Origin of the sequence: Macrococcus equi, from assembly GCF_047426745.1 — a bacterium.
GTDB lineage: Bacteria > Bacillota > Bacilli > Staphylococcales > Staphylococcaceae > Macrococcoides > Macrococcoides equi.
Genome location: NZ_CP179732.1, coordinates 659485 through 682781, shown reverse-complemented (window position 1 = coordinate 682781; position 23297 = coordinate 659485). Strand labels below are relative to the sequence as shown.

Sequence of the window (23297 nt, the reverse complement as noted above, 5' to 3'; positions counted from 1 at the left end):
TGATAAGCTTTATTCTACCAGGTTACTTGCCTGACTACGGGCATAGAATCCTTTCTTTATCGGTTCAAATCTTGGTTTCATAATAAGGCCGAATGCAAAAATGATGCCGGTAATTAAGTATAAAATAAGGAATTTCGACCATACAAGTTCAGGCGTTATACCCCCAACGGCTTCACGTAGTAAATCCACTGCATAAGTAAATGGCAGGAATGGATGAATACGCTGGAAGAATAATGGGGTAACTTGGATAGGGAATGTTCCACCGCCCCCTGCAATTTGTAATACCATGATAATGATTGCCAGTGCTTTACCGATGTTACCAAGTAAACTTACTAAAGTATATACGATAACAGTAAATGCTAAACCAACGAGTATCGCAAAGATGACATTTAATACGGGATGTTTAGCATAAGCATCCAGAATGAATAGATTTCCAAGTACAACAATGATAGCCTGAGCGATACTGATGAGTAAGAATAAAATCATGCGTCCAAGATAAAGTTCGCGTAAACTGAATTTATCTTTAATGGATTTATCTTTTAATTCAGTTGTAAGTAAGTTCCCGCATAATAATGCGCCTACCCAAAGTGCGAGTGCTGTATAAAAAGGTGCACTTGCTGATCCATAGTTAGGGATAGGGAATATTTGAGTTTCATCTAAAACGATAGGCTTTGCAAAGTAATCAGATTCATCCTGCATATCATTACGCAATAATTTAATTAGTTTATTTAAAGTATCTTTATCATCTAATTTTCTTAATTTATTCGCAGCTTTTGTAATATCTTTTTCGATACCAGGCAATTCATTGCGTGAAAACTGCGCTAACTCATGTATACCATTTTGTGCTCCTGGTAAATTCTTTTGAAGCAGATTAGCCGTTTTGTCATACTTATTCATAACACCCGGTAGATCGTTTTGCGCAAAGTTGCTTAATCGATTTAAATCAGATAATACACTAGGTAATTGTGTTTGAACAAAATTACTTGCTTGACCAACTTTCGTTCTAAACTGCGGATAATAAGTTTGAGCCGTATTATTAATTTTAGAAAATCTCTGTTCCAATGAAGGTAATTGCTGATTGACCTGTGTTAATGTCTGATTAGCTTCTGTCGTTACACGTGTTGCTTCACTTAAAATACTATCAACTTTATCAGCAAATGTGCTTGCTGTATTTAATTTTTGAGCAATCGTATCTAAATCTCCATTTAAAGTAGATAGTCCATTCTCAAAAACATTTTGCATATCAGAGCTGGCAAAATCACTCAGATCTTGCATTGCACTTTGTGCCCCGTTAAGAGCATCTTTATTAATATTGACCGGTTGTTTCGCATTTGACTTTGCAATTGCCTGATCCAGTGATTGATTGAGTGACGTTAGAGCCGTATTTGTGTTTTTAAGTTCAGTTGAGATAGCAGACGTATCAAACCCAAGGTCATTAACTTCATCCATAACTTTAATCAGTTCATTATGGTAACGCATAGACTGATTAATATTATCCTGATATATTTTTAAGTTTTTAGTCAGCGTTTCTGACGGACCAGGCGACTGATTAGCAAGTTCACTTAGTTGACTGAGCATATCCGAAGTAGTATTTGCTTGTTCAGTTGTAAGGTTACTCATTGCCCCAAGGCCATCCTGCAGAGCGTTGTATGCTGGATTTATATCTACAGTGCTTAGTTTTTCTTTTCCTTTATCATTAATATTTTGAGCAGTATTGATTTTATCATGTACTTTAGGCATCGCATTTTGAGATGTATTTAACACAGCTAAAGCTTTTTCAGTAGCAGTAAGTCCGTTTGCAACTGCATTGTTAATCTGCGGAAATTTTTGTTCGATGGCATTTGCTTTGGCTAATGCATTTTCTATACGTGGCATATTATTATTCAGCTTAACGATAGTCTGACCTAGTGCATTAATATCTGCTGCATGCTGATTTGCCGCTATTAATTTATTAGCACCACCATTTAATTTATCGCGATACTGGTTAAGACCATAAAATTCATCAGCATATTTTGAAATATCTCCTTGATGATTATCAAGTTTAATCATCGCTTTTCTGAACTTTTCAATATCAGGTAATGCATTTTCAGCTTCAAATACAGCATTTTCAATTTTATGATAAAGCGGTAGCTGATTTTCAATCTTCATACCTGCACGATTACTTTCCTGTAATAGAGCTTTCGTAGCAGTTTCGATAAACTTTTCACTTAAAGATTCGGTGATAGCTGTAGCGCCTGCAGTTGTCATCTTTGGTGCAATGGCATTGATTTTTTGATTCACTTTATAGTCGATATGCGCGCGTTCCGGTTTTTTGTGGAAAATACTTGTCATATCACGTGAAAAGGTCTTTGGGATATGGATAATTGCATAATATTCACCCATACGAAGTTTATGATCTGCTTCATCCACGTCTTCGGTGAATTGCCAGTTGAATTTATCGTTATGTCGTAAAGTTTTGACAAGTTCGTTTCCTACGTTAATTGATTTTCCTTTTAATTTAGCACCGCTGTCCTCATTTATTACAGCGACCTGAAGATGTTTTGTATTTGAATATGGATCCCATGATGATTTTAAATTAAACCATGCGTAAAAAGACGGAAGAATAGATAAACCAACTAGTAAAATGATGAAACTAGGTGTTCTTTTTATATTTTTTAAGTCATGTAAAAACAATTGAAATGCATTTTTCATAGAAACCCTTCTTTATATTAATATAGTAAAATTTAATTTTTATAGTATTGATTTTTAGAATTAGCATATATCAATATAACAAATAGGGTAAAAAGATACAACAAAAAAGAAACAAAAAATACATGTTTCTTTTTTAAAGGTTATACTGTTGTTTTAATTAAAGCGTCAATGACGTTAGTCGCTTCTTCAGATGAGTTGACATCAAAAATAATGATTCGACCATTACTCAGCAAATGGATTTTTCGATTTTGAAAAGATAGTAATTTAAAGTGATTATTTTGATGCTTTATATGATGATTTACGGCGTTAAATAACTCAGGTGTCACATGCGTTTGATACTTACCGTGACACATCTTCGTCATGAAGGATGTATTTTGTTTAAGTTTTGAATAGTCATTTTTAATACATGTTGAACACGATGGGTTACGAAGTAAATCGATATTTCGGGTCTTAAAATTCATTAAATCACAATCAACAGTCATCAGTTTACCGGAAAATCGCTCGTGACTTATAAAGTGCATTACTTCTGCGACTTGCAGGCTTGCCACCATGTGTGCAGTATACGGCATAATTCCTGAGAGTGAACAATCCTGACCGGTAGAAGGTTCCTCAGGCAGGATACAACGTAAGCAAGGACCATTCTGTATACCGTACACTGTACCACTCACTCCAAGACAAGCACCATAGACCCATGGCAATTGATGTTTATGACAGGCATCGTTAATAATGTAGCGCGTTTCAAAGTTATCGGTGCCATCAATAAGTAACAATGGCTGATATTTATCGATAATTTGTTCTATATTATGTGCACCAATTTCGTAAGGTATTTTAGTTACTTTGACGTCTTGATTAATACGTTGTATATGTGTAGCGAGTGCGTCGACCTTTAATTGATATGTTTCACTATCCTGTTCATCAAATAAACTTTGGCGATGGAGATTGCTAATCGATACAATATCCATGTCACAAATCACGAGATGTCCTGCGCCGCTTCTTGCTAACATTTCACATACAGTGCTTCCAAGTGCACCGCCCCCAATAATGAGGAAGGTGCTATGAGCTAACTTATTTTGTGCTGTTGAACTGAAATTGGGTGATTTGATTTGTCGGTCAAATCGTTCACTCATAGAAAGTCAAGACCTTCCATTGGACTTGAAGCCTGAGCAGTATATTTTTTAGGGATACGACCTGCTTCAAATGCCAGTTGACCTGCTTTTACTGCATATTTCATAGCTTCAGCCATTTTTACTGGATCTTGTGCATTAGATACAGCAGTATTGAGTAAGATGGCATCAGCCCCAAGTTCCATAGCAAAACTTGCATCTTTAGGAGAACCTATGCCTGCATCAACGATGACTGGTACGTTAACAGCATCGATAATATATTTTAAGTTAAGGGGGTCGTTAATACCTAGACCTGTCCCGATAGGTGCGCCAAGTGGCATAATTGCATGACAACCAAGGGCTTCTAATTTTTTGGCAAGTACAACGTCACATGGAATATATGGACAAACGATAAACCCTTTTTCTAAAAGAATTTCACATGCTTTATATGTTTCGATACTATCAGGTAAAAGTGTTGTATCATCTCCGATAATTTCTACTTTAATCATGTCACACATACCTGCAATACGTGCAATGTCAGCAATTTTTACTGCTTCTTCAGCTGTTTTGGCTCCGGCTGTATTAGGGAAGGTGATGTACTTATCAAGATCTACAGATTCTAATGGGTTGGGTAATGACTTATCATATAGACTCATACGTCTTACAGCAAAAGTTAATGCATTTGTTTCACTCATCTCCACAGCTTGTTTCTGTGTTTCTCCATCTTTAAATTTTCCTGTACCTAATATTAAACGAGATGATAATTCTAATGGTCCTATCTTTAACATATTAACCGCCTCCTACGAATTCTAATAGTTCTAGTTTTTGTTCTGGTTTTAAAATAATGGATTCCCATTTTGACTGTTCTATAGGCACGTCATCTACTAAAGCGACAATCCTTTTCTTGTCAGATGTAAATTCAGTGAGTAACTCAGATAAATTAGTTTTATCTGTTTCAACTACTTCATCATTGATATATATTTTCATATTGCTCTCCTAACCTAAAAGAAAATTTAAATTGCTGATAGAGTTCTCCGTGCTGGCATATTGTCTGACGAATAAGCTCAGCAGTAATACGTGATAATAATATGCCGTTCCGATAATGTCCGGTCGCAACAAATAAGTTGTTATCAATCTGACCGATAATGGGATGATGTTGCTTGATTTCAGGTCTAAAGCCACAGTCAATTTTAACGATAGTGCTTGATTCAAGCGCAGGGACAAGTTTAAATGTTTCATCAAGTAGCCATTTAACACCGGCTGCCCCGGGACTTTTTTGCGTATTAAGAGATGTTGTTGCTCCAATTAAATAATGATGGTTTGCTTTTGGCACGATATAATGGCCGTTTGTCTGAAAAAGTGTTTCATTAAAGTGAACATCTGGATGATGTAAGGTCAAGACTTCTCCTTTAACGCCTTGCATCGGACATTCGTAACCTACCATATTCAGTAAATGATCACTTTTACATCCGGCAGCTATAATCAGTTTTTCGCAATTGATGGTTTCACCGGAAGTGCTGAGACAATATAAATGATTTGATTTACTGATGTTAATGACTTTTTCATTGATACGATCAATAGCTGCATTAGCGTGTTTAAGTGCAGTAAGGTATTTTAAGGCATTGACCTGACCGTCTGTCGGAATCCACATCGCCTGCTGAAAGCTACTGCTGATCATTCCATTCGCAAATTGAGACATGTGGTGATCATCAATCCAGTCGATTGTTTTAAAGTTTGATCGTAAAAATTCATACTGTTTAATAAGACGCTCTAAATCACCAGGCGAAGCAATTTTAAGTAAGCCGTGTTGTTTCAAATCAATGGATAAGCCGGTTATTTGTTCTAATTTCTGGATATGCTCAGGCATCATTTGTTGTCCAAGCATTGACAGTTGATAGAGCGCGCTGTCTTCTGTGAATTCATTCTGAGCACCGAGCATACCTCCGGCAGCATGCGTTGCCTTATACCCATCCGTATCATCAATTAATGCAATATGATTTGTTTCTGATTGAAGGGAGTAAGCAATATTTTCTCCAATAATGCCTCCACCAATGATTACGATATCGTAGTACGTAATAACCACTCCTTTTTTACTTTAAGAAACTCCTGTGTATTCATGAATAATCTGATACCTGCCACACCAGAAAACTTGGTGTTGAGCTTATTTATGGTTGAACTATTTATGCCGCCTAGCGCAACAACAGGTATGTTTAAGTTTGTAATATCAATACTTAAATCATGTGCCCGAGGCGGTAAGCCAGGTTTTGAAGTAGTAGGGAAAATATGTCCAAATAAAATAAATGACAGCTCTAAAGCTTCAGCCTGTTGTGCAGAAGATAGTGAATGCACACTTTGACTCACAATAATTTCTGGATGATTGTTGATGAAAGTTTTGATATTTGAATAGTTTTCTTTAAAGTGAATACGATGCAATCCACACTTAAACAATATTTTAGGATTGTTATGAACAATGATTTTATCTTTTGGAAAGCTTAAACATAATCGGTTGATAAAATCGATGATTTCTTCTTCTGAAGATTCAAAGCGTAGAATAACACCATCAATTTCGTCTTTTATATTAATCATTTGATGCATGACATCCGTCGAAGGAATAGATGGAGTAATCATAATAAACAACTGTTTCACCTCAAAAAAACACCCGTTAGACTATGCTAGCGGGTGTTGGATAGTAATATTAAAACTACTTATCATGCAATCACGCTTCCCTACGTTGGTGTTAACCAAATCAGGTTCAAAGAGTCGGAAGTGAATTCCTCTCAGCTCAAATGAGCACCCCTAGCTAAATATTTAATTCTATATAAGCCTACCATTAGTTATATGTAATTTCAATCAACCGATATTCGTGATAAAATAAATTATGTAGAAAATGAGGTGTGACGAATGAACGAAGAAGAAAAAATCTCATTATTAATTGATGAACGTACTGAGTTAATACCACATGAGATTGTTTATGATAAAGAAGCAATGATGCAAAATAATGAAGATCCACTGAATGATATGCAATCATTGATACAACAAGAACGTATGACGACTGAAGAAATATTAAGAGAAATTGCTGAAGAGGAAGAACTGGAAACAGAAAATCTGCAGGCAGAAGAAGAGGTCAAGCTCTATAAATATATTGTAAGTACCATCAAATATCACGAAGGTGATAATATTACTATACAACAGCTTTATAATATTGCAGCACACGAATCATCAACTCTTACAAAAAGTGACCTGGATGTGCTGTTAAATGATTATGTAGAAGCGGGATATTTAAGGGTAGAAGATGAGCAGGTATTTGTAACGTTTTTAGGCCAACATGTAATGACGTTATTATAAAAGGCTGGAACTTAAAAATTCTGTTCCAGCCTTTTGCTATTTTAATAGGAATCTTTCTTCATCGCGAGAGTGGATTTCATTCACGATGATTAAACTTCTAAAGTAATCAATAATTTGAGTTGAGAAGCCCTCTTGTTCCATTTGAGTTTTAATCTTTGCAACAATTTGGCGCATAATATCATGATCACGTGTCAATTGCTGAATTTTATCGTGGAGCTCAGGATTTTTATTGACAGCTTCTGTATAGAAACCATCTTCTTCTTCCTCAGCATCAGCATGACTAATGACACGTGATTCAAAAAAATCAACGAGTGCGATAACTTCCTGAATTATTTCTTCTTCTGTGCCATTTTGATACGTTCTAATGAGTTCATCTGTCATGTTTATCGCAAGACTAAGGCCGGTATCATGTATTTGTTTGTGTGCGTGCAACTGTCTTAAAGATGGTCCGACTGACATATCATCATCTCCAATATAGGTAGTTTAATACTATTGTATTATAGAAGGCACAATAAAAAGACTAGGGGATTCCCTAGTCTTAAATATTTGTTTTATGATTGTTTGCTGTGCCCACGTTTACTCGTTACAAATCCAATCACTAAGATTGAAAGTAATACACCCCAGAAGATAAGTTGCCATTGCAATGAATGTGGGAATGCGTGTGGTAGTATATGGATTGATTCGTGAGCGAGCACTAATACTACTAGCTTAACACCAATCCAGCCGACAATTGCAAAAGCGGCTGCTTCAAGTCCAGGATATGTTTCAAGAATCTTGATAAAGTAAGTTGCAGCAAATCGCATTAATACGACGCCGAGCATCCCACCGATGAACATGACTGTAAATTGACCTGCATTTAATCCCATGAAGTCAGGGCCTACTTTAGGCAATGTGACTGCAATTGCAATCGCTGCAAGCATTGAATCAATGGCAAATGCAATATCTGCACCCTCAACTTTAAGAACCGTCATCCAGAAGCCGCTACCTTTAGGCATTGCTTCTTCTTCCGCGATATCTGGTACACTGTCGTCATCTGAATGATTCTTTTTCTTAAAGTATGCGTATAAGCTTTTGACGGACATAAAGATAAGATATGCGGCACCTAAAGCTTGAATTTGCCAGTATTTCGCTAAGAATGTAATGAAGAATAATGAGATAAATCTAAAGATAAATGCACCCATTAAGCCATAAAATAATGCTTTCTTACGTTGTTCTTCCGGTAAATGCTTTACCATTACGGCCATAACGATAGCGTTATCGGCTGCAAGTAAACCTTCTAATACAATTAAAACTAATACTACCCAGGCATATGCCATTAAAATACTTGGATCCAATATAATTCCTCCTTATTTTAATGAATATAAAAAGACCCATGCCAAAAATATTGGCAAAGGTCTCGCTGAACAGTAAGTTCCATAATACCGGAAGTTCCATAACTTCGTAATGACGATATTATGCTTGAGGTCTCCCTCTGAGCTACTCCCCTTCGACATAAGTCTTAGGATATTCATTTTGTCGTTTATCCATATGAATAAACAAGATTAATATAATAATAGCATATTTCTAAAATTATATCTATAATTTTGTTTTCAATCCATACTTTCTAAACAATTAATCTTTTTTTCTGCGATATAACCAAATAACGCCGCAGATGATGAGTGTCACCATTAATCCATAGAATATATTAGAATACATATCAAAGTAGTGGAGTACAAGCTCCCAGTTCTGACCAAGCATCATACCTAAATAAATCAGGACAGCATTCCATATTAGCGTGCCTATTGTGGTATAAACGATAAAAGGAATGAGCGACATCTGACTAAGACCAGCGGGTATGGAGATTAAACTACGGATAAGCGGTACAAATCGGCATAGAAAAACGGCTATATAACCATATTTATTAAACCATTTATTTGCACTATGTAAATCATGAATATCTAGTCTTAAGATAAAACCGTATTTATCAACAATCTTTTCAATTCTACGTAAACCCAGGATATGCCCTGCGTAATATAATATGATGGCACCAATAACTGCACCTAAAGTTGAAGCATTAAGCATTCCGATGAACGTTAACTTTGGCGATTGATCGACCATAAATCCACCAAATGTCAGTATTACCTCAGATGGAATAGGGGGAAAGACATTTTCTAGCAATATTAAAAAGAATACGCCAAAGTATCCGAACTGTTCCATTATTTTCATTATCCATTCCTGCATAACGTCACTCCAAATATTAGTATTAAACTATATTTTAACGTGAAATGACTGGAAATTACAAAATATATGATAAACAAAGTGATTTTAAGATTTGATTATCATTTTTTTACTAAATATTTAGACGATTAGACTTATATGAGAGGGGTATTAGAGGGATAAGAAAATAATTAACAATATATAAGAAGGAGAAAGATGATGAATAAATTTAAACAAATTGCACAATCTGAATTATTGCCGGATGAACAATTAGGATTAGATATCTATGGAACGATTCATTTTCCTGTTGGTGATCAAACTGAATTTGATGGGGCATATATTGCAACGAGTGAACGATTATTTATGAATGTAGATATGGGAGAGAAAGTATATGAACGTGTAGTAGGCTATAATGAGATTAATCAAGCAATCGTCACTGAAGAAGGTATAATGCTTGAATTTCATATGGGAAATATACCGATGTCGAAAGTGACAGAAGGAGATAAAGACGCATTTGTGAATTATATCAATGAACAAGTCGAAAAAGTTAAGAAACGTCAGGATAAAGTTACTGAATAATATATAATGCCGGATTCTCATTGAATCCGGCATTGTTTATTATTCTACGATTTCTAAAGCGATTTCCATCATTTTTGTGAAAGATGTTTGACGTTCTTCTGGCGTAGTTTCTTCATGTGTTAATAAGTGATCGCTTACTGTGAAAATACCTAATGCACGTACATCTCCACCAGCGTAAGCAGCATTCATGTAAAGACCTGCTGATTCCATTTCAACTGCTAAGATGCCCATTGAGCGCCATTTATCAGTTGCTTGTTGATCTGCATTGTAAAAAATATCAGATGATAATACGTTACCTACATGATTAGGGACACCTTTTTCATCTGCTAATTTTTTAGCACGAGATAATAAATCAAAATCAGCGATCGGTGCGAAATGGCCCGGTAAACCATATTGATTTACGTAGTTAGAGTCAGTAGATGCACCTTGTGCAATAATGACATCGTAAACATTGATATCTTCCTGCATTGCACCACAAGAGCCTACACGAATTAAATTCTTAACACCAAAAGTGTGGATTAATTCATAAGAGTAGATACCGATTGATGGAATCCCCATGCCAGTACCCATAACAGAAATCTTTTTGCCTTTGTATGTTCCAGTGTAACCGAACATATTACGTACTTCATTGAATTGAACAACATCTTCTAAGTAAGTTTCAGCGATAAATTTTGCGCGTAATGGATCTCCTGGTAAAAGAATCGTCTCTGCAATTGGATTATTTTCCGGTTTGATATGAGGTGTTGATTTAGACATAAGATAAGTCTCCTTTAGTTTCTATAATTTTAACTTCAGTCTACAGAGTAATCTGTATTATTTCAAGTAACATGATGAATTATAATATAAAGAATCATGATAAAAATATAACGTTATAAAATCAGTTCCTTTTCAAACTATTTTCTGAGTAGTTGTGTAGACAGCATCATGATAAATGATAATGTAATCATAATCCCGACCCATCCCCATGCTAAGGTCATTTCATTATTTTCAATTGCAATATATATAGCTGTTGGCATTGTTTCTGTAATACCGGGTATATTACCAGCAAAGATAAGTGTGGCACCAAACTCACCGATTGCGCGGGCAAATGATAACATGATACCGGTTAATAGGGCAGGTTTTGTTAATGGTAAAATAATATGAAAGAATACTTGTCTTTTTTTCGCCCCATCAACAGTTGCAGCATTAATAACAGATTGCGGAACTTGTTCTATACCGATTTTGAGTGACTGGTACATTAAAGGTAATGCGACAAGAGTAGAAGCTACTATGGCCGCATATATAGTAAAGATGAGCGGTTGATGGAAGATATGTTCTATCAGTTTGCCGGCAGGACCATTTTTTCCGAGCACCATTAGTAATATGAAACCAACCACTGTGGGAGGTAATACCATAGGTAACATAATGAGTGATTCAACGAGAGATTTCCCGGGAAAAGTATATTGTCCAATGTAATAATGAAGCATTAAACCAATTACTAAGCTGAGAAGCGTAGCTACTCCAGCAACTTTTAATGAGATAAGAATGGGTGATACAAATGTGTCATCAAATATTAATTCACGCATTACTTTGCTCCTTATCTACAATAAAATAATTTATCTCATTATAGCATGACTAAACAATTTATTTGATAATTGAAATGTTTTCCTATTTAATTACAGTTAACAACGAACAGGCGGGGATGAAGATGAACAAGTTAATATTAAATATTAAGCCTAAGACACAGTGGTTTCCACACTTTTATTTATTAGGTTGTGAAGCAGTGGCAGTATCAATGGGATTACAGTATAAAGGTATAAGGTTATCTACACGTAGAATTTTAGCGGAAATCCCCAAGCATAAAACAAATCCTTTTAAGGGCTACGTAGGTCCCAAGCGTGTAATTAAACCTGATCGTCATCAAACTGTCTTTCCGAACGTGATGGTAGATTATTTGAAAAGATATTATGGTGCTGTTGATAGTACGGGACAATCGATGGCAGAACTGGAGCAGGCCATTATGAATAATCATTCGGTAGTACTTTACGCCACACATTTTAAGATTGAACCGATGTTTAGAAAGTTTAAAGTTGAGGGGCAGATGTTTGAATTTGTTTCAAATATACATATTACATTACTTGTAGGAATGGATGATGATTATTACTACATGATTGATCCATTATGGGCGAAATTTGGTTTCATTAAAATCCCTGCTATATTTCCAATGAAACATCAGTTGATGAAAGTTAGAAGACGTACACTGGAACGTAGATATGAGAACGCTGGGCGAATGAGTATAATTATATGAGGTGAAACTAATGGAGGAAGCATTATTTTTAGAAACAGATTTGGAACGTAAATGGTTAGAGCAGTTTGAGCAGAATAAAGAATGGATTGAACAGAGTGCACGTGAAGCTGATCAGGCAGCTGAACTCAATCACAAGTTGATCGATTGGTTGCTTATAGAGAACTATCATATGTTGACGCTTCCTATAGAACATGGCGGAATGGGTGCAAACATTAAAGAACTCATCTACATACAATCACATCTTGCTCAACTTGATGAATCAACAGCATTATCTATTGGTTGGCATTTAGGTATTGTAGGTGAAGTATTCGAAGGTAACTTATGGCCGGATAATATGACAGCGCAATTTATCGATGATATCCATAACGGTGGAATCACGAATCGTATCGTATCAGAAAGTGAGATGGGGAGTCCCACACGTGGAGGAAAGCCGGCGACGAGCGCAGTACTGGATGACGATAAATATATTATTAATGGTACAAAAACTTTTGCGTCAATGAGTGAGCGCTTGACGCACTTTATAGTAGGTGCTTTTGACCCCGTACAAAAAGCGATGTGCTTTTATTACGTTCCTGCAGACACGAAAGGGATTGAAATTGTAAAGACGTGGGATATGGTAGGTATGCGAGCAACGGCAAGTCATGACATCATTTTTAAAGATGTAAAAATACCAAAAGAATATTTACTTGAAGTTAATCGTGAAAGAAAGCCTAATCCGTGGTTGCTGCATATCCCGGCAATTTACTTAGGAATGGCAGAAAGAGCTGTGACTGAGGCCGTTACATTCAGTCAAAATTATCAACCAAATTCTTTGGAGACACCGATTGCAGCACTATCGCATATACAAGAAAAGATTGCACAAGCTGAAATATTAAATACGACTTCTCGTCATTTTATATATCATGCGTGTGATCTTCATCTCGCAGGAAAAACTGAAGTACTCGGGAATACATTTGGTTTAGCTAAGACGATAGTTGTAAACAATGGTCTTCAAGTCGTGGATTTATGCATGCGTGTCTTTGGTGCAAAAAGCTTAGAACAGACGCGCATTATGGAAAGAATTTTCCGTTCAATGCGTGCAGGATTACATAATCCACCGATGGATGATGCGGTTGAAAGAATGATAGTGAATACATTGATGAATAAACAATAGACTTAGAATTATTCTGAGTCTATTTTTGTGTAAAATTGTTCTTTTTATTTTTCGAAAAACATTTGCTTATTTATATAAAGCGATTATAATTAAATGGTATTGATAATCAATCTCAATTGGAGGATGGAACATGAAAAAGTTATTGGCTTTATTAGTCGCATGCGTGATGTTACTTGCAGCGTGTGGAGGAAATAGTGATAAAAAAGAAAGTAAAGGTACTGCTGATAAATCAGAAATGGTGGATTATAAATTAGATAACGGAAAAACAATTAAAATTCCTAAAACACCAAAACGAATTGTTGTGATGGGAGCAAGTTACGTTGGAAATTTATTAGATTTAGGAGTGAAACCTGTTGGCGCAGATCAATATGTATTCCAATCTGATATATTAAAGCCTAAATTAAAAGGTGTAGAAAAGTTAAACCCAGGTGAAATCGAGAAAATTATTAAATTAAAACCTGATTTAATTTTGTCATTTGATACTGATAAAGATAATGCAAAATATGCAAAGATTGCTCCAACGATTCCGTTCACTTACACTAAACATAGTTATTTAGATGTTCATCAATTATTAGGCAAGATTGTTGGTAAAGAAAAAGAGGCTAAAGCATTTGTAGATAAGTGGAATGAAGAAACGAAGAAAGACGGAGAAGAGATAAAAAAACATTTAGGTGCAGATAAAACATATTCAATTTTTCAATTCTTCCAAAAAGAAATTTACGTGTATGGCGATAACTGGGGACGCGGTTCAGAAATTATATATCAAGCGTTCGGCTTAAAAATGCAGGATAAAATTACGAAAGATGTAAAACCAACAGGCTGGAAAAAAGTTTCTGCAGAAAGTTTAGGAGATTATGCAGGTGATATCGTTCTTGTTTCAAGTGATACAGGTAAAATTTCAAATACAGTCACTGAATCTAAAGTGTGGAAAAACATGGATGCTGTTAAAAATAATAAATTGGTTCAATACGATGCAGAAGATTTCTGGTTCAATGATCCAATCTCTCTTGAACATCAACGTAAAGTTCTGAAAGATGCATTATTAAAATTAGATAAGTAACTTAAAGTGAATATAATTAAGAATAAAAGCTGATAACTATCAGCTTTTATTTTTAGTTCAATAGTAAACTTGTTGTTTATTTAAGGTTAACATTATTGTTATAATAGGATTATTCTGTGAGAAATGAGGTTCAATATGAAGACAAAAGATTTAGTAACTGTAGGAATGTTTACTGCGTTAATTGCCGTGTTAGGATTACTCCCGCCAATCAGTATCCCAGGTATTCCTGTACCCTTTACTTTTCAGAACTTAGGATACATATTAGCAGGATGTTTACTAGGGAGTCGTTTAGGAGGGTTGTCTGTATTAGTTTTTATAACGTTAGTAGCCATTGGATTACCCGTACTTTCTGGAGGACGTGGAGGATTTGCTTTATTTTTTGGGCCAACCGGAGGCTACATTTTATCGTTTCCGATTATAGCTTTTTTAATCGGTTTGTTAGTTGAACGTATGAAATCGCCTAAAGTATGGCAAGTATTTATTATCAACGCTTTCATTGGAGCATTACTCTGCAATTTAATCGGTGGTATCTTTATGGCGTTTAATTTAAAACAAGACATACTATCCGCTTTAAAATCAGTATTAGTCTTTATCCCTGGTGACTGTGTAAAAGGACTGATTGCTGCATTCTTAGCGGTGAAGTTACGTAACAATCCATCAATACGAAAAAGTTTACGCATTCAATAATATGCGTAAACTTTTTTATTATTAAAATAAAAAGCAAATGTAACCTTTTTCATGTTAGACTAAATAGAAATGGTATCATATGGGTAGTTTTCCTATTAATTATAAGAAAGCGTGGGAAATAGATTGGAGACTTTAACAGTAAGTTTTTCGGATGAAGATGTAGCATTGATGGGTGGAAAAGGGCAGCGTGTTCCGGATGTATTACTTATTAAAGCATGGCTTATATCCAATTATTCAAAATTAAGAAAAGATCACTACCATGCTAAACAATTAATTTCCTGTAATGAAGTAATCACAGATACAGAATATCAGGTGGAAATAAAATTGATTGATCAACGACGTATTAGACAAGTTGAACAGTACACTTATGAATTAAATTATTATAATCAGCATGTACTGAAAGCAACAGTGGTTTCAACTTACTTAGAAGAGGTGTCTCATGCAGTTTAGTATTACGGTGAATGAATTAAATCGATATTTGAAAACTGTACATGGTGAATATGAAGCAGCAAAGGAGATCGTCCCTGGCAATCTGGTGATGCACAAAGTTATGAGTCTATTAGATGTGCCACTGGTATTATCTCATCAGGCAACATTTAAAAATGATGTGTATACTGACGAATTACTCTTTCTGGATCTGTTTCAGGCAAATAATATGATTGAATATAAAGTAACATGCGGTCGTCAATTAAAGATTGCCGGTACTATTCAATTGAAATGAAAAACCTCTAATTCTCGATATGAGATTAGAGGTTTTTTAATATAATATTATTTTGTGGTGATACGTTCTGGATGACTGTATACATTAAATGTATCGTTTCTTACAAAACCGACAGCAGTTATATTCAAATCATCTGCCAGTGCAATTGCTAAATCAGTCGGTGCAGACTTACTTAAGATGATACCGACACCTATTTTGGATGCTTTGATTAATATTTCAGAGGAAATTCTACCGGAAAATATTAAAACTTTATCTTTGATAGGAATATGATTGAGTATACAATGACCGTACAATTTATCAAGTGCATTGTGGCGTCCAATATCGTTGCGATGTAGGTAAAAATCTTTACCATCACTGATTGCTGCATTATGTAATCCACCGGTTACCTTAAAATCAGTACTTTTTTGCTGCATTGTATTCATTAAATAGAATATTTCATCTGGCGAAATCGTTCGAATGGTCGTCGCAATTTTTGATGTTTTCACATCATTGACGAAATAAAATTGTCTACTTTTTCCGCAACATGAACTGATCATTCGTTTAGTAGGATTATGAGAATTGTCAAATGGCTGTGTTAGTTCTACATGGCATAATCCTTTAGAATCGTCTAGATGAAATGATTTGATATCACTATGCTTTCTTATAACGCCTTCTGAAGCGAGAAAACCAAAAATAAGTTCGCGTAAATATTTGGGAGTGCAAACTATTGTGGCAAACTCTTCGTGATTGATATAAATTGTGAGGGGAAATTCGTTGGCAACAGTATCTTCTAACGCAACTAACTGACCATCTATATATTTAATAATTTGCTTATTTTGATACACTTCATATGCCATTTTATCAGCTCCTATAACGTTATTATATAATAGTACAATGATATAAATATAGCTAAGATTATATTAATATTTATAAGCATTGTATAATTAAAGTTAAGGATTAAAATTAATTAAGGCAGGTTTATGTCATGGAATCTTTTTTCGGGGAAGACTATCAGTCGCATGTAGAAAAATTAAAAGAAAAATTAAATGTCGACTTGGTTGGTATAGCGATGCCAAATGATTTAATTGCTCAAACGAATATTAAATGGACGCATATATCGGGTGCGTTAAATAATCGCTATAAGAAAATTGAATTACAAAAAGGAAAAGGTATCGCCGGACTTGTTCTAAAGTCTGGAAGACCGTGGATTGAATTAGATGTTACAACTAGTAAAATTGCTCATCACTTATTTGAATTTCCGATAGTAAACTTTGAAAAGCTGACTTGCTTTATTGCACTGCCATTATGGAAATATAATAAAGTAGCTGCGGTGTTATTGATTGGAAATCGTAATAAAAAGCCATTTGATTTAGATATGTTTGAAGAAGTAAATCGTGAATTAAATCATGGATTTGGTGCCTTTTATCGTAAGGATGTGATTAACAGTGTTACGCAGTAACCATCAATATAGTGAATCCTTATTAGAAGAACTCATCAAGCATTATTATAATGATACTGAAGAACTGATCATATTTATCAATGCAGATAACTCGATTCTAACGATGAATGATGCAGCAATACGTGTGCTGAATTATGAATCTAATCTAGACGCATTACTGGAAAGCTTTTGTACAACGTGTATGGGTTATACAAATGAACATGCGTTAATGACCTGTATGAATTGCTTTATGAAAGAGGATAAAAGTAGACAATCATTTCAATTATTCTTAAAGAATAGTATCGGGGAACCTGTGGCTTATTCAGCATCTTTTGTTACGTTGCAACATGACGCTAATGTGAAAGTACTAACACTACAAAATGTTTCTCCTCAACTTAGAACCCAGGAGATGTTACATCAAAAAACAATTACTCGAAAAATTATTAATGCTCAGGAAAATGAAAGAAAAAGAATTTCTCGTGAGCTTCATGACAGTGTTGTGCAGGAACTACTGAACGTCGTTGTTGATTTACGTTTAATAAAATATAAAGAAGATGAAGAACGTGACAAACATATCCAATTAATTGAAGGATCAATGTCGCGACTTATGAATGATATTAGAAATTTATCACTAGAGCTTAGACCGTCCTCATTAGATGATTTAGGATTGGTAGCAGCATTTCGTTCTCACTTTAAACAATTAGAGAAGAATTACGGATTGGAAGTACAATTTGATACTAATATTGAGAATGAACGTTTCTCAAATGAAATAGAAACAGCAGTTTATCGCATTACACAGGAAGCGATACTTAATGCTTTAAAATATGCGAATGTTGATGAAGTACATGTGCTTGTTCAAAGAGAAGAAGAGGAATTAATCGTTGAGATTAGCGATAACGGAGATGGTTTCGAAATTGGAGAAACACCGCAGGGGACAGGATTAGGAATTTTTGGGATGCAGGAAAGAGCAGAGATTGTCGGTGGCTCTGTAAATATAAACAGTGAGAAAGGCAAGGGAACGTTTATTACACTCACCATCCCACTATAAGGGGGAGAAACATGAAAATAGTAATCGCTGATGATCATGCCGTCGTCCGAACAGGCTTCTCTATGATTCTGAATTATCAGGATGATATGGAAGTTGTGGCGACAGCTGCAGATGGAATGGAAGCTTTTCAAGTCGTGGCAACACATAAGCCAGATGTTCTTATCATGGATTTAAGTATGCCACCTGGAGAGTCCGGCTTGATAGCAACTGGGAAGATTAAAGATGCTTTTCCTGAAATAAAAATTTTGATACTTACGATGTATGATGACGATGAGTATCTATTTCATGTATTAAAAAACGGAGCAAACGGATATATCTTAAAAAATGCTCCAGATGAAGAATTAGTGCAAGCGGTGAAAACTGTCTATGCAGGAGATACATATATTGATCCGAAGATGGCTACATCACTTGTGCATGAACTTATTCATCATGATAGTGAATATTCTGCAAAGAATGATCATTTAAAGATATTATCTAAAAGAGAACTGGAAATATTACCGTTGATTGCAAAAGGTTATGGTAATAAAGAAATCGCTGAAATGTTATTTGTATCAGTGAAAACAGTAGAAGCACATAAAGCACGTATTATGGATAAATTGCAATTGAAATCAAAGCCCGAACTCGTAGAATACGCATTGAAGAAAAAATTATTAGATTTTTAATTTCTAAATAGAGTTATTAAATTCGTACGGAATTTATACTGCTTTTGGTATAATTGCCTTATTAACAATGTTCTGGATGGACAAAAAGAAGGTAGAAAGTAAAGAACTGAGGGATGGTCATGAATAGATACGATAGACAGATTAAGTTTTACGGGATTGGCGAAGCTGGACAGTCTTTAATAGAAAATGCGACCGTGGGTATTATTGGATGCGGTGCTTTAGGTACACACTTAGCTGAATCCATTGCCAGAAGTGGCGTGAAAAAAATTGTTATCGTTGATCGTGACTATGTAGAAGTTTCAAATTTGCAGAGACAATCGCTCTTTAAAGAAAGTGATGCAGAAAATAGTACACCTAAAGTGATAGCTTGTGCACGTGAATTAAAGGCTATACGTAGTGATTTGCTACTAGAAACATATATAGAACATTGTGATGCGTCGCTTCTGGAAGCGGCGTTTTTGCAATGTGATTGTATTCTGGATGCTACAGATAATTTCGAGACGAGACTCATGATTAACGATTTTAGCTATAAATATAATATTCCATGGATTTACGGTGCGTGTGTTGAATCGACATATGTAGCCTGTCCTTTTATTCCTGGTGTAACACCATGTTTCAATTGTGTGATGGGTATGTTACCTGTCATGAATCGTACCTGCGACACTGTGGGAATTATTGAACCTGCAGTGAATCTTGCAACGAGTTATCAGATGATGTATTGCATGAAAATATTAAGTCGCACACCTTTTGAGGCAAAACTTGTGTTTGGTGATGTATGGCAGATAGATCACACAGCATTAAAGTTCTCCAGAATGTTTAATGAAAACTGTTCAACATGTGGTCACTCTCCGACCTTCCCGCATTTAACATATATGCAGACAGAAACAATGCTTTGTGGTCGCGATACGGTTCAATTTACTTCTCTTAATTTTACAGAAACAGACCTCTTACGTCATTTAGAACTTCATCATATAAAGCATATTGAGAATCCTTATTTCATAAGGTTTAAATTTAAGGATCATCCTATGATATGGTTTAAGGGTGGGCGATTATTAATTCATGAAGTAAAGTCAGTTAATATTGCTAAAACAATTTACCATCAATTATTCGGTTAGGAGGATATACATGAGTAGTGAACATGATAATATTAAACGCAAAGATTTAAAGGTTGGTGTGATTACTGTCAGTGATACACGCGACTTTGATACAGATAAAGGTGGAAAAGCTGTAATTACACATTTACAGGAGATAGACATTCCAGTAGATAAAGAACATTATATGATTGTTAAGGATGATCAGGAAGCTATTCGTGAAGGCATCCAAAAGTTATTAAACCAACAAGTAGATGCAATTATAACAACGGGTGGAACTGGCGTTGCGAAGCGTGATGTGACGATTGAAGTGGTTAAATCAATCATCGATAAAGAGATGGAAGGTTTTGGGGAAATCTTTAGATTTTTAAGCTATACAGAAGATGTTGGTCCGCGTGCGATTCTATCTCGTGCGTTATGTGGTACAAAAGATAATACTGTGATATTCTCGATTCCGGGTTCAGTAGGGGCTGTCAAACTCGCAATGGAAAAGCTCATTACACAACAGATTCATCATATTGTGCATGAGCTTAATAAATAATTATCGCTTAAAGTCACCATTTTTTCCGCCGGACTTAGACTCTAAATACGTTGGACCAATGATCATACCTTTATCCACAGCTTTAGTCATATCATAAATTGTAAGAGCAGTAGCACTCGCGCCGGTTAAGGCTTCCATTTCAACGCCTGTTTGACCGGTAGTCTTAACTGTACAGGTTATTAGAATTTCATAACCTTCTATTGTATCCCATTCAAAGGCAATATCGATACCACTTAAGTTTAGAGGATGACACATCGGGATAATTTGTGCTGTATTTTTAGCGGCCATGATACCTGCGACCTGTGCGACTCCTAATACATCACCTTTTTTATTTTTATGATGAATAATTTGATCATAAATAATTTCATTAACTTTAATAGAACTTTTGGCAACAGCGATACGTGTTGAAATCTGTTTGTCTGATACATCTACCATTTTCGCTCTGCCTTGTTCGTTAAAGTGTGTGAACTGGTTCATTGAATTACTTCCTTTCTTATATACTTTTATTTATCATACTACATTTTAAAAGGAGGATACATAATGTTAGAGAAAAGAACACCAATTCCAGTACGTGAAGCAATTGAAAAGTGTATTCAACATGTAAAGCACAAAAATATTAAAACAGTTAACTATCTGGAAAGTTTGGGATACGTCTTAGCAGAGGATATAGTTGCAACGTATGATATTCCGATGTTTAATAAATCACCATACGATGGATTTGCGATTAGAAGTGAAGCGAGCAAAGATGCAAGTGGTGAGCAACGTAAACACTTTACTGTCGTTGATCATATCGGGGCGGGAACTGTTAGCGATAAGGCACTACAGGGTAATGAAGCGGTGCGTATTATGACGGGTGCTGCAATCCCTGAAGGTGCTGATGCAGTCGTTATGCTTGAACAGACTGTCGCAACAGAGGAAGGATTTACTCTAAGAAAGCCATTTACGAGTGGTGAGAATATTTCTTTTCAAGGAGAAGAGTGTAAAAAGGGTGATATTGTCTTAACGCGTGGTACGAAGGTAACACCAGGTGTTATTGCAGTACTTGCAACTTTTTCTTATGCGGAAGTTAAGGTTTATGAAAGACCCTCTGTTGCAATCATTGCTACCGGCAGTGAATTAGTGGACATTAATGAATCGCTTACTCCAGGAAAAATTAGAAACTCCAATGGTCCAATGATTATAGGGTTATGTAAGGATATGAACATCGAAGTAAATAGTTATCATGTTAAAGCTGATGATTACAATACTTTATTTAACGTAGTAAGAGATGCTCAGGTCTCCCATGACATTGTGATTACTACAGGTGGTGTAAGTGTGGGAGACTTCGATTATATGCCTCAAATTTATAAAGATTTAGAAGCAGATGTATTATTCAACAAGATTGCCATGCGACCTGGTAGTGTAACAACGGTTGCAGTAAAGGATAATCACTTCTTATTTGGCTTATCTGGTAACCCAAGTGCTTGCTATACAGGATTCGAACTGTATACACGCCCCGTTATTAAGACGATGATGGGTGAAAGAGATGTCTATCCTACATTTGTTAAAGCAACTTTGTCTGAAGACTTTACGAAAGCAAATCCATTCACACGCTTTATTCGTGCTGATCTTGATTATAATACAATGACTGTAAAACCAAGTGGATTTAATAAAAGTAATGCGGTAGTAGCGATTGCAACAAGTAATAGTATGATTGTGCTGCCGGGTGGTACGCGTGGATTTGTGGCAGGTGATACTGTAGACGTATTGGTTAATCGCTTATCTGCATCAAATGGTGTGCCATGGTAAAGATTTTGCAGGTGACAGGTTATAAGAAGAGTGGAAAAACAACGACAATGAATATAATCATTCGTTTGTTAAAGTCGAAAGGATTAAAAGTAGCGGTTATCAAACATCATGGAGATAAAGGCGTTCAGGATATCGATATTCCGAAAAGAAGAGATCATATCACTTACATGGATAATGGAGCAGATGAAAGTATTGTACAGGGACATCAATATATTCATAAATTATTGAAATTTGCGGATGAAGAAGCGGTAAATAGTTTGGAGCATATTATTGCGCATGAAGTAACTACGAATCCTGATGTAATTCTTATTGAGGGATTTAAGTATGCGACCTATGATAAAATAGTTTTATTTAATAAAGATGATGATAAGAAAGAATTAATCAATTTATCTAATATTCAGCTGATGCTTAATACGTCTGAAGAACGTTATAGAAGTAATGAAATATTAGAAACATTTTTAAATAAATGGGTGGATGATACACGTGAAACAATTTGAAATTGTAACGATGCCAATTGATGTCGAGCATTATAGAAAACTAACTGTAACACCTCATCAAGGAGCAGTGTGTGTGTTTACAGGAATTGTCCGTGAATGGACACAGGGAATAAAAACTGAATATCTTGAATATGAAGCTTATGTCCCGATGGCTGAAAAGAAGCTTGCACAAATTGGGGATGAAATCAATGAGAAGTGGCCTGGAACTATTGTAAGTATCGCCCATCGTATTGGGAACTTACAGGTCTCAGAAATTGCTGTAGTCATCTGTGTATCAAGTCCCCATCGTAAAGACAGCTATGCAGCAAATGAATATGCTATTGAAAGAATTAAAGAAATTGTTCCTATATGGAAAAAGGAAATTTGGGAAGACGGAGAAGAATGGATTGGTGGACAGCGTGGCTACCATTCTAAATATAAAGGATGATGAA

At 35.4% G+C, this 23297-nt stretch carries 29 protein-coding genes and 1 riboswitch; of the genes, 16 read left to right on the top strand and 13 right to left on the bottom strand.

The features are described 5' to 3' along the window. Positions 1 to 9: 9 nt before the first annotated feature. From ACMGE6_RS03615 to ACMGE6_RS03590, 6 genes are all read right to left on the bottom strand, one after another. The gene (locus tag ACMGE6_RS03615) at positions 10 to 2691 is read right to left on the bottom strand and encodes a YhgE/Pip family protein (protein WP_414054463.1); all 2682 of its coding nucleotides are present in this window, start codon (positions 2689 to 2691) and stop codon (positions 10 to 12) included. A gap of 140 nt (positions 2692 to 2831) precedes the next feature. After that, positions 2832 to 3818, bottom strand: a complete 987-nt coding sequence (locus ACMGE6_RS03610) for a HesA/MoeB/ThiF family protein (protein ID WP_414054462.1) — start codon at positions 3816 to 3818, stop codon at positions 2832 to 2834. Next, on the bottom strand, positions 3815 to 4582 hold the full coding sequence (locus tag ACMGE6_RS03605) for a thiazole synthase (RefSeq protein ID WP_414045195.1): 768 nt from the start codon (positions 4580 to 4582) through the stop codon (positions 3815 to 3817). The genes ACMGE6_RS03610 and ACMGE6_RS03605 overlap by 4 nt, the downstream gene beginning before the upstream one ends. Before the next feature lies 1 nt (position 4583). Beyond that, the gene (thiS, locus tag ACMGE6_RS03600; protein ID WP_414045194.1) at positions 4584 to 4781 is read right to left on the bottom strand and encodes a sulfur carrier protein ThiS; all 198 of its coding nucleotides are present in this window, start codon (positions 4779 to 4781) and stop codon (positions 4584 to 4586) included. Further along, positions 4762 to 5877 (bottom strand): NAD(P)/FAD-dependent oxidoreductase, encoded by a 1116-nt coding sequence (locus ACMGE6_RS03595; RefSeq protein ID WP_414054461.1) that lies wholly within the window; start codon positions 5875 to 5877, stop codon positions 4762 to 4764. The genes thiS and ACMGE6_RS03595 overlap by 20 nt, the downstream gene beginning before the upstream one ends. Then, positions 5850 to 6440, bottom strand: coding sequence for a thiamine phosphate synthase (locus ACMGE6_RS03590; protein ID WP_414054460.1), 591 nt, complete (start codon positions 6438 to 6440; stop codon positions 5850 to 5852). Before ACMGE6_RS03590 ends, ACMGE6_RS03595 begins: the two co-directional genes overlap by 28 nt. Before the next feature lie 60 nt (positions 6441 to 6500). Further along, positions 6501 to 6602: riboswitch (TPP riboswitch) on the bottom strand. A gap of 93 nt (positions 6603 to 6695) precedes the next feature. On the opposite strand from ACMGE6_RS03590, the gene ACMGE6_RS03585 reads away from it, so the two are divergent. Then, complete coding sequence (locus ACMGE6_RS03585) at positions 6696 to 7139, top strand: hypothetical protein (RefSeq protein ID WP_414045191.1); 444 nt, start codon at positions 6696 to 6698, stop codon at positions 7137 to 7139. A gap of 36 nt (positions 7140 to 7175) precedes the next feature. Here the strand turns inward: ACMGE6_RS03585 and ACMGE6_RS03580 are convergent, their stop codons facing one another. The 3 genes from ACMGE6_RS03580 to ACMGE6_RS03570 all read right to left on the bottom strand — a co-directional run bounded on the left by ACMGE6_RS03580 (position 7176) and on the right by ACMGE6_RS03570 (position 9359). After that, positions 7176 to 7598, bottom strand: coding sequence for a hemerythrin domain-containing protein (locus ACMGE6_RS03580; protein WP_414045190.1), 423 nt, complete (start codon positions 7596 to 7598; stop codon positions 7176 to 7178). 92 nt (positions 7599 to 7690) lie between these two features. After that, a complete protein-coding gene (locus ACMGE6_RS03575) occupies positions 7691 to 8473 on the bottom strand; it encodes a TerC family protein (protein ID WP_414045189.1) in 783 nt (260 codons plus the stop codon). 277 nt (positions 8474 to 8750) lie between these two features. Next, a complete protein-coding gene (locus ACMGE6_RS03570; protein WP_414054459.1) occupies positions 8751 to 9359 on the bottom strand; it encodes a DedA family protein in 609 nt (202 codons plus the stop codon). Positions 9360 to 9554: 195 nt separating this feature from the next. Here ACMGE6_RS03570 and ACMGE6_RS03565 point away from each other — a divergent pair, with 195 nt between their 5' ends. Next, a complete protein-coding gene (locus tag ACMGE6_RS03565) occupies positions 9555 to 9914 on the top strand; it encodes a hypothetical protein (protein ID WP_414045187.1) in 360 nt (119 codons plus the stop codon). 39 nt (positions 9915 to 9953) lie between these two features. Here the strand turns inward: ACMGE6_RS03565 and deoD are convergent, their stop codons facing one another. Both deoD and modB read right to left on the bottom strand, forming a co-directional pair. Then, the gene (deoD, locus tag ACMGE6_RS03560) at positions 9954 to 10670 is read right to left on the bottom strand and encodes a purine-nucleoside phosphorylase (protein WP_414054458.1); all 717 of its coding nucleotides are present in this window, start codon (positions 10668 to 10670) and stop codon (positions 9954 to 9956) included. Between the two features lie 137 nt (positions 10671 to 10807). Further along, the gene (modB, locus tag ACMGE6_RS03555) at positions 10808 to 11479 is read right to left on the bottom strand and encodes a molybdate ABC transporter permease subunit (RefSeq protein WP_414054457.1); all 672 of its coding nucleotides are present in this window, start codon (positions 11477 to 11479) and stop codon (positions 10808 to 10810) included. Positions 11480 to 11601: 122 nt separating this feature from the next. On the opposite strand from modB, the gene ACMGE6_RS03550 reads away from it, so the two are divergent. From ACMGE6_RS03550 to ACMGE6_RS03525, 6 genes are all read left to right on the top strand, one after another. Next, complete coding sequence (locus ACMGE6_RS03550; RefSeq protein ID WP_414047502.1) at positions 11602 to 12201, top strand: C39 family peptidase; 600 nt, start codon at positions 11602 to 11604, stop codon at positions 12199 to 12201. Positions 12202 to 12211: 10 nt separating this feature from the next. Then, a complete protein-coding gene (locus tag ACMGE6_RS03545) occupies positions 12212 to 13354 on the top strand; it encodes an acyl-CoA dehydrogenase family protein (protein WP_414054456.1) in 1143 nt (380 codons plus the stop codon). A gap of 130 nt (positions 13355 to 13484) precedes the next feature. Next, positions 13485 to 14414: an ABC transporter substrate-binding protein gene (locus ACMGE6_RS03540; protein ID WP_414054455.1), complete on the top strand. Its 930-nt coding sequence runs from the start codon at positions 13485 to 13487 to the stop codon at positions 14412 to 14414. Positions 14415 to 14549: 135 nt separating this feature from the next. Then, positions 14550 to 15101: a biotin transporter BioY gene (locus ACMGE6_RS03535; RefSeq protein WP_414054454.1), complete on the top strand. Its 552-nt coding sequence runs from the start codon at positions 14550 to 14552 to the stop codon at positions 15099 to 15101. Positions 15102 to 15224: 123 nt separating this feature from the next. Beyond that, entirely contained in the window at positions 15225 to 15551 is a 327-nt protein-coding gene (locus tag ACMGE6_RS03530; RefSeq protein ID WP_414054453.1) for a hypothetical protein, read from the top strand. Next, on the top strand, positions 15541 to 15822 hold the full coding sequence (locus ACMGE6_RS03525; RefSeq protein WP_414045179.1) for a hypothetical protein: 282 nt from the start codon (positions 15541 to 15543) through the stop codon (positions 15820 to 15822). Before ACMGE6_RS03530 ends, ACMGE6_RS03525 begins: the two co-directional genes overlap by 11 nt. A gap of 47 nt (positions 15823 to 15869) precedes the next feature. Here the strand turns inward: ACMGE6_RS03525 and fdhD are convergent, their stop codons facing one another. Further along, complete coding sequence (gene fdhD, locus ACMGE6_RS03520; protein WP_414054452.1) at positions 15870 to 16658, bottom strand: formate dehydrogenase accessory sulfurtransferase FdhD; 789 nt, start codon at positions 16656 to 16658, stop codon at positions 15870 to 15872. Positions 16659 to 16786: 128 nt separating this feature from the next. Here fdhD and ACMGE6_RS03515 point away from each other — a divergent pair, with 128 nt between their 5' ends. From ACMGE6_RS03515 to ACMGE6_RS03495, 5 genes are all read left to right on the top strand, one after another. Next, entirely contained in the window at positions 16787 to 17260 is a 474-nt protein-coding gene (locus ACMGE6_RS03515) for a GAF domain-containing protein (RefSeq protein WP_414054451.1), read from the top strand. Beyond that, complete coding sequence (locus tag ACMGE6_RS03510) at positions 17247 to 18287, top strand: sensor histidine kinase (protein WP_414054450.1); 1041 nt, start codon at positions 17247 to 17249, stop codon at positions 18285 to 18287. Before ACMGE6_RS03515 ends, ACMGE6_RS03510 begins: the two co-directional genes overlap by 14 nt. Positions 18288 to 18298: 11 nt before the next feature. Then, a complete protein-coding gene (locus ACMGE6_RS03505) occupies positions 18299 to 18949 on the top strand; it encodes a response regulator transcription factor (RefSeq protein ID WP_414045171.1) in 651 nt (216 codons plus the stop codon). A 113-nt stretch (positions 18950 to 19062) separates the two neighbouring features. After that, complete coding sequence (locus ACMGE6_RS03500) at positions 19063 to 20064, top strand: ThiF family adenylyltransferase (RefSeq protein ID WP_414045168.1); 1002 nt, start codon at positions 19063 to 19065, stop codon at positions 20062 to 20064. Positions 20065 to 20074: 10 nt separating this feature from the next. Continuing rightward, on the top strand, positions 20075 to 20581 hold the full coding sequence (locus ACMGE6_RS03495) for a MogA/MoaB family molybdenum cofactor biosynthesis protein (protein ID WP_414045167.1): 507 nt from the start codon (positions 20075 to 20077) through the stop codon (positions 20579 to 20581). Here ACMGE6_RS03495 and moaC read toward each other — a convergent pair whose 3' ends face one another. Next, entirely contained in the window at positions 20582 to 21058 is a 477-nt protein-coding gene (gene moaC, locus ACMGE6_RS03490) for a cyclic pyranopterin monophosphate synthase MoaC (RefSeq protein WP_414045166.1), read from the bottom strand. A gap of 60 nt (positions 21059 to 21118) precedes the next feature. Here moaC and glp point away from each other — a divergent pair, with 60 nt between their 5' ends. The 3 genes from glp to ACMGE6_RS03475 are packed head-to-tail and all read left to right on the top strand — an operon-like array spanning position 21119 to position 23293. Continuing rightward, positions 21119 to 22369: a molybdopterin molybdotransferase MoeA gene (gene glp, locus ACMGE6_RS03485; protein WP_414054827.1), complete on the top strand. Its 1251-nt coding sequence runs from the start codon at positions 21119 to 21121 to the stop codon at positions 22367 to 22369. Beyond that, positions 22363 to 22866 carry a molybdopterin-guanine dinucleotide biosynthesis protein B gene (mobB, locus tag ACMGE6_RS03480; RefSeq protein ID WP_414054449.1) on the top strand — a complete coding sequence of 168 codons (504 nt, stop codon included), beginning with the start codon at positions 22363 to 22365 and terminating at the stop codon, positions 22864 to 22866. The genes glp and mobB overlap by 7 nt, the downstream gene beginning before the upstream one ends. Next, complete coding sequence (locus ACMGE6_RS03475) at positions 22853 to 23293, top strand: molybdenum cofactor biosynthesis protein MoaE (RefSeq protein ID WP_414045164.1); 441 nt, start codon at positions 22853 to 22855, stop codon at positions 23291 to 23293. Before mobB ends, ACMGE6_RS03475 begins: the two co-directional genes overlap by 14 nt. Positions 23294 to 23297: the final 4 nt, after the last annotated feature.

What these genes read in the sequence shown, in the direction of transcription:
- ACMGE6_RS03580 (WP_414045190.1), bottom strand. Translation starts at nt 7,598, where the DNA reads ATGTCAGTCGGACCATCTTTAAGACAGTTGCACGCACACAAACAAATA.
- ACMGE6_RS03500 (WP_414045168.1), top strand. Translation starts at nt 19,063, where the DNA reads ATGGTCATGAATAGATACGATAGACAGATTAAGTTTTACGGGATTGGC.
- ACMGE6_RS03570 (WP_414054459.1), bottom strand. Translation starts at nt 9,359, where the DNA reads ATGCAGGAATGGATAATGAAAATAATGGAACAGTTCGGATACTTTGGC.
- ACMGE6_RS03605 (WP_414045195.1), bottom strand. Translation starts at nt 4,582, where the DNA reads ATGTTAAAGATAGGACCATTAGAATTATCATCTCGTTTAATATTAGGT.
- deoD (WP_414054458.1), bottom strand. Translation starts at nt 10,670, where the DNA reads ATGTCTAAATCAACACCTCATATCAAACCGGAAAATAATCCAATTGCA.
- fdhD (WP_414054452.1), bottom strand. Translation starts at nt 16,658, where the DNA reads ATGGCATATGAAGTGTATCAAAATAAGCAAATTATTAAATATATAGAT.
- modB (WP_414054457.1), bottom strand. Translation starts at nt 11,479, where the DNA reads ATGCGTGAATTAATATTTGATGACACATTTGTATCACCCATTCTTATC.
- ACMGE6_RS03610 (WP_414054462.1), bottom strand. Translation starts at nt 3,818, where the DNA reads ATGAGTGAACGATTTGACCGACAAATCAAATCACCCAATTTCAGTTCA.
- ACMGE6_RS03585 (WP_414045191.1), top strand. Translation starts at nt 6,696, where the DNA reads ATGAACGAAGAAGAAAAAATCTCATTATTAATTGATGAACGTACTGAG.
- ACMGE6_RS03550 (WP_414047502.1), top strand. Translation starts at nt 11,602, where the DNA reads ATGAACAAGTTAATATTAAATATTAAGCCTAAGACACAGTGGTTTCCA.
- ACMGE6_RS03525 (WP_414045179.1), top strand. Translation starts at nt 15,541, where the DNA reads ATGCAGTTTAGTATTACGGTGAATGAATTAAATCGATATTTGAAAACT.
- ACMGE6_RS03495 (WP_414045167.1), top strand. Translation starts at nt 20,075, where the DNA reads ATGAGTAGTGAACATGATAATATTAAACGCAAAGATTTAAAGGTTGGT.
- mobB (WP_414054449.1), top strand. Translation starts at nt 22,363, where the DNA reads ATGGTAAAGATTTTGCAGGTGACAGGTTATAAGAAGAGTGGAAAAACA.
- moaC (WP_414045166.1), bottom strand. Translation starts at nt 21,058, where the DNA reads ATGAACCAGTTCACACACTTTAACGAACAAGGCAGAGCGAAAATGGTA.
- ACMGE6_RS03540 (WP_414054455.1), top strand. Translation starts at nt 13,485, where the DNA reads ATGAAAAAGTTATTGGCTTTATTAGTCGCATGCGTGATGTTACTTGCA.
- ACMGE6_RS03505 (WP_414045171.1), top strand. Translation starts at nt 18,299, where the DNA reads ATGAAAATAGTAATCGCTGATGATCATGCCGTCGTCCGAACAGGCTTC.
- thiS (WP_414045194.1), bottom strand. Translation starts at nt 4,781, where the DNA reads ATGAAAATATATATCAATGATGAAGTAGTTGAAACAGATAAAACTAAT.
- ACMGE6_RS03535 (WP_414054454.1), top strand. Translation starts at nt 14,550, where the DNA reads ATGAAGACAAAAGATTTAGTAACTGTAGGAATGTTTACTGCGTTAATT.
- ACMGE6_RS03545 (WP_414054456.1), top strand. Translation starts at nt 12,212, where the DNA reads ATGGAGGAAGCATTATTTTTAGAAACAGATTTGGAACGTAAATGGTTA.
- ACMGE6_RS03615 (WP_414054463.1), bottom strand. Translation starts at nt 2,691, where the DNA reads ATGAAAAATGCATTTCAATTGTTTTTACATGACTTAAAAAATATAAAA.
- ACMGE6_RS03565 (WP_414045187.1), top strand. Translation starts at nt 9,555, where the DNA reads ATGAATAAATTTAAACAAATTGCACAATCTGAATTATTGCCGGATGAA.
- ACMGE6_RS03515 (WP_414054451.1), top strand. Translation starts at nt 16,787, where the DNA reads ATGGAATCTTTTTTCGGGGAAGACTATCAGTCGCATGTAGAAAAATTA.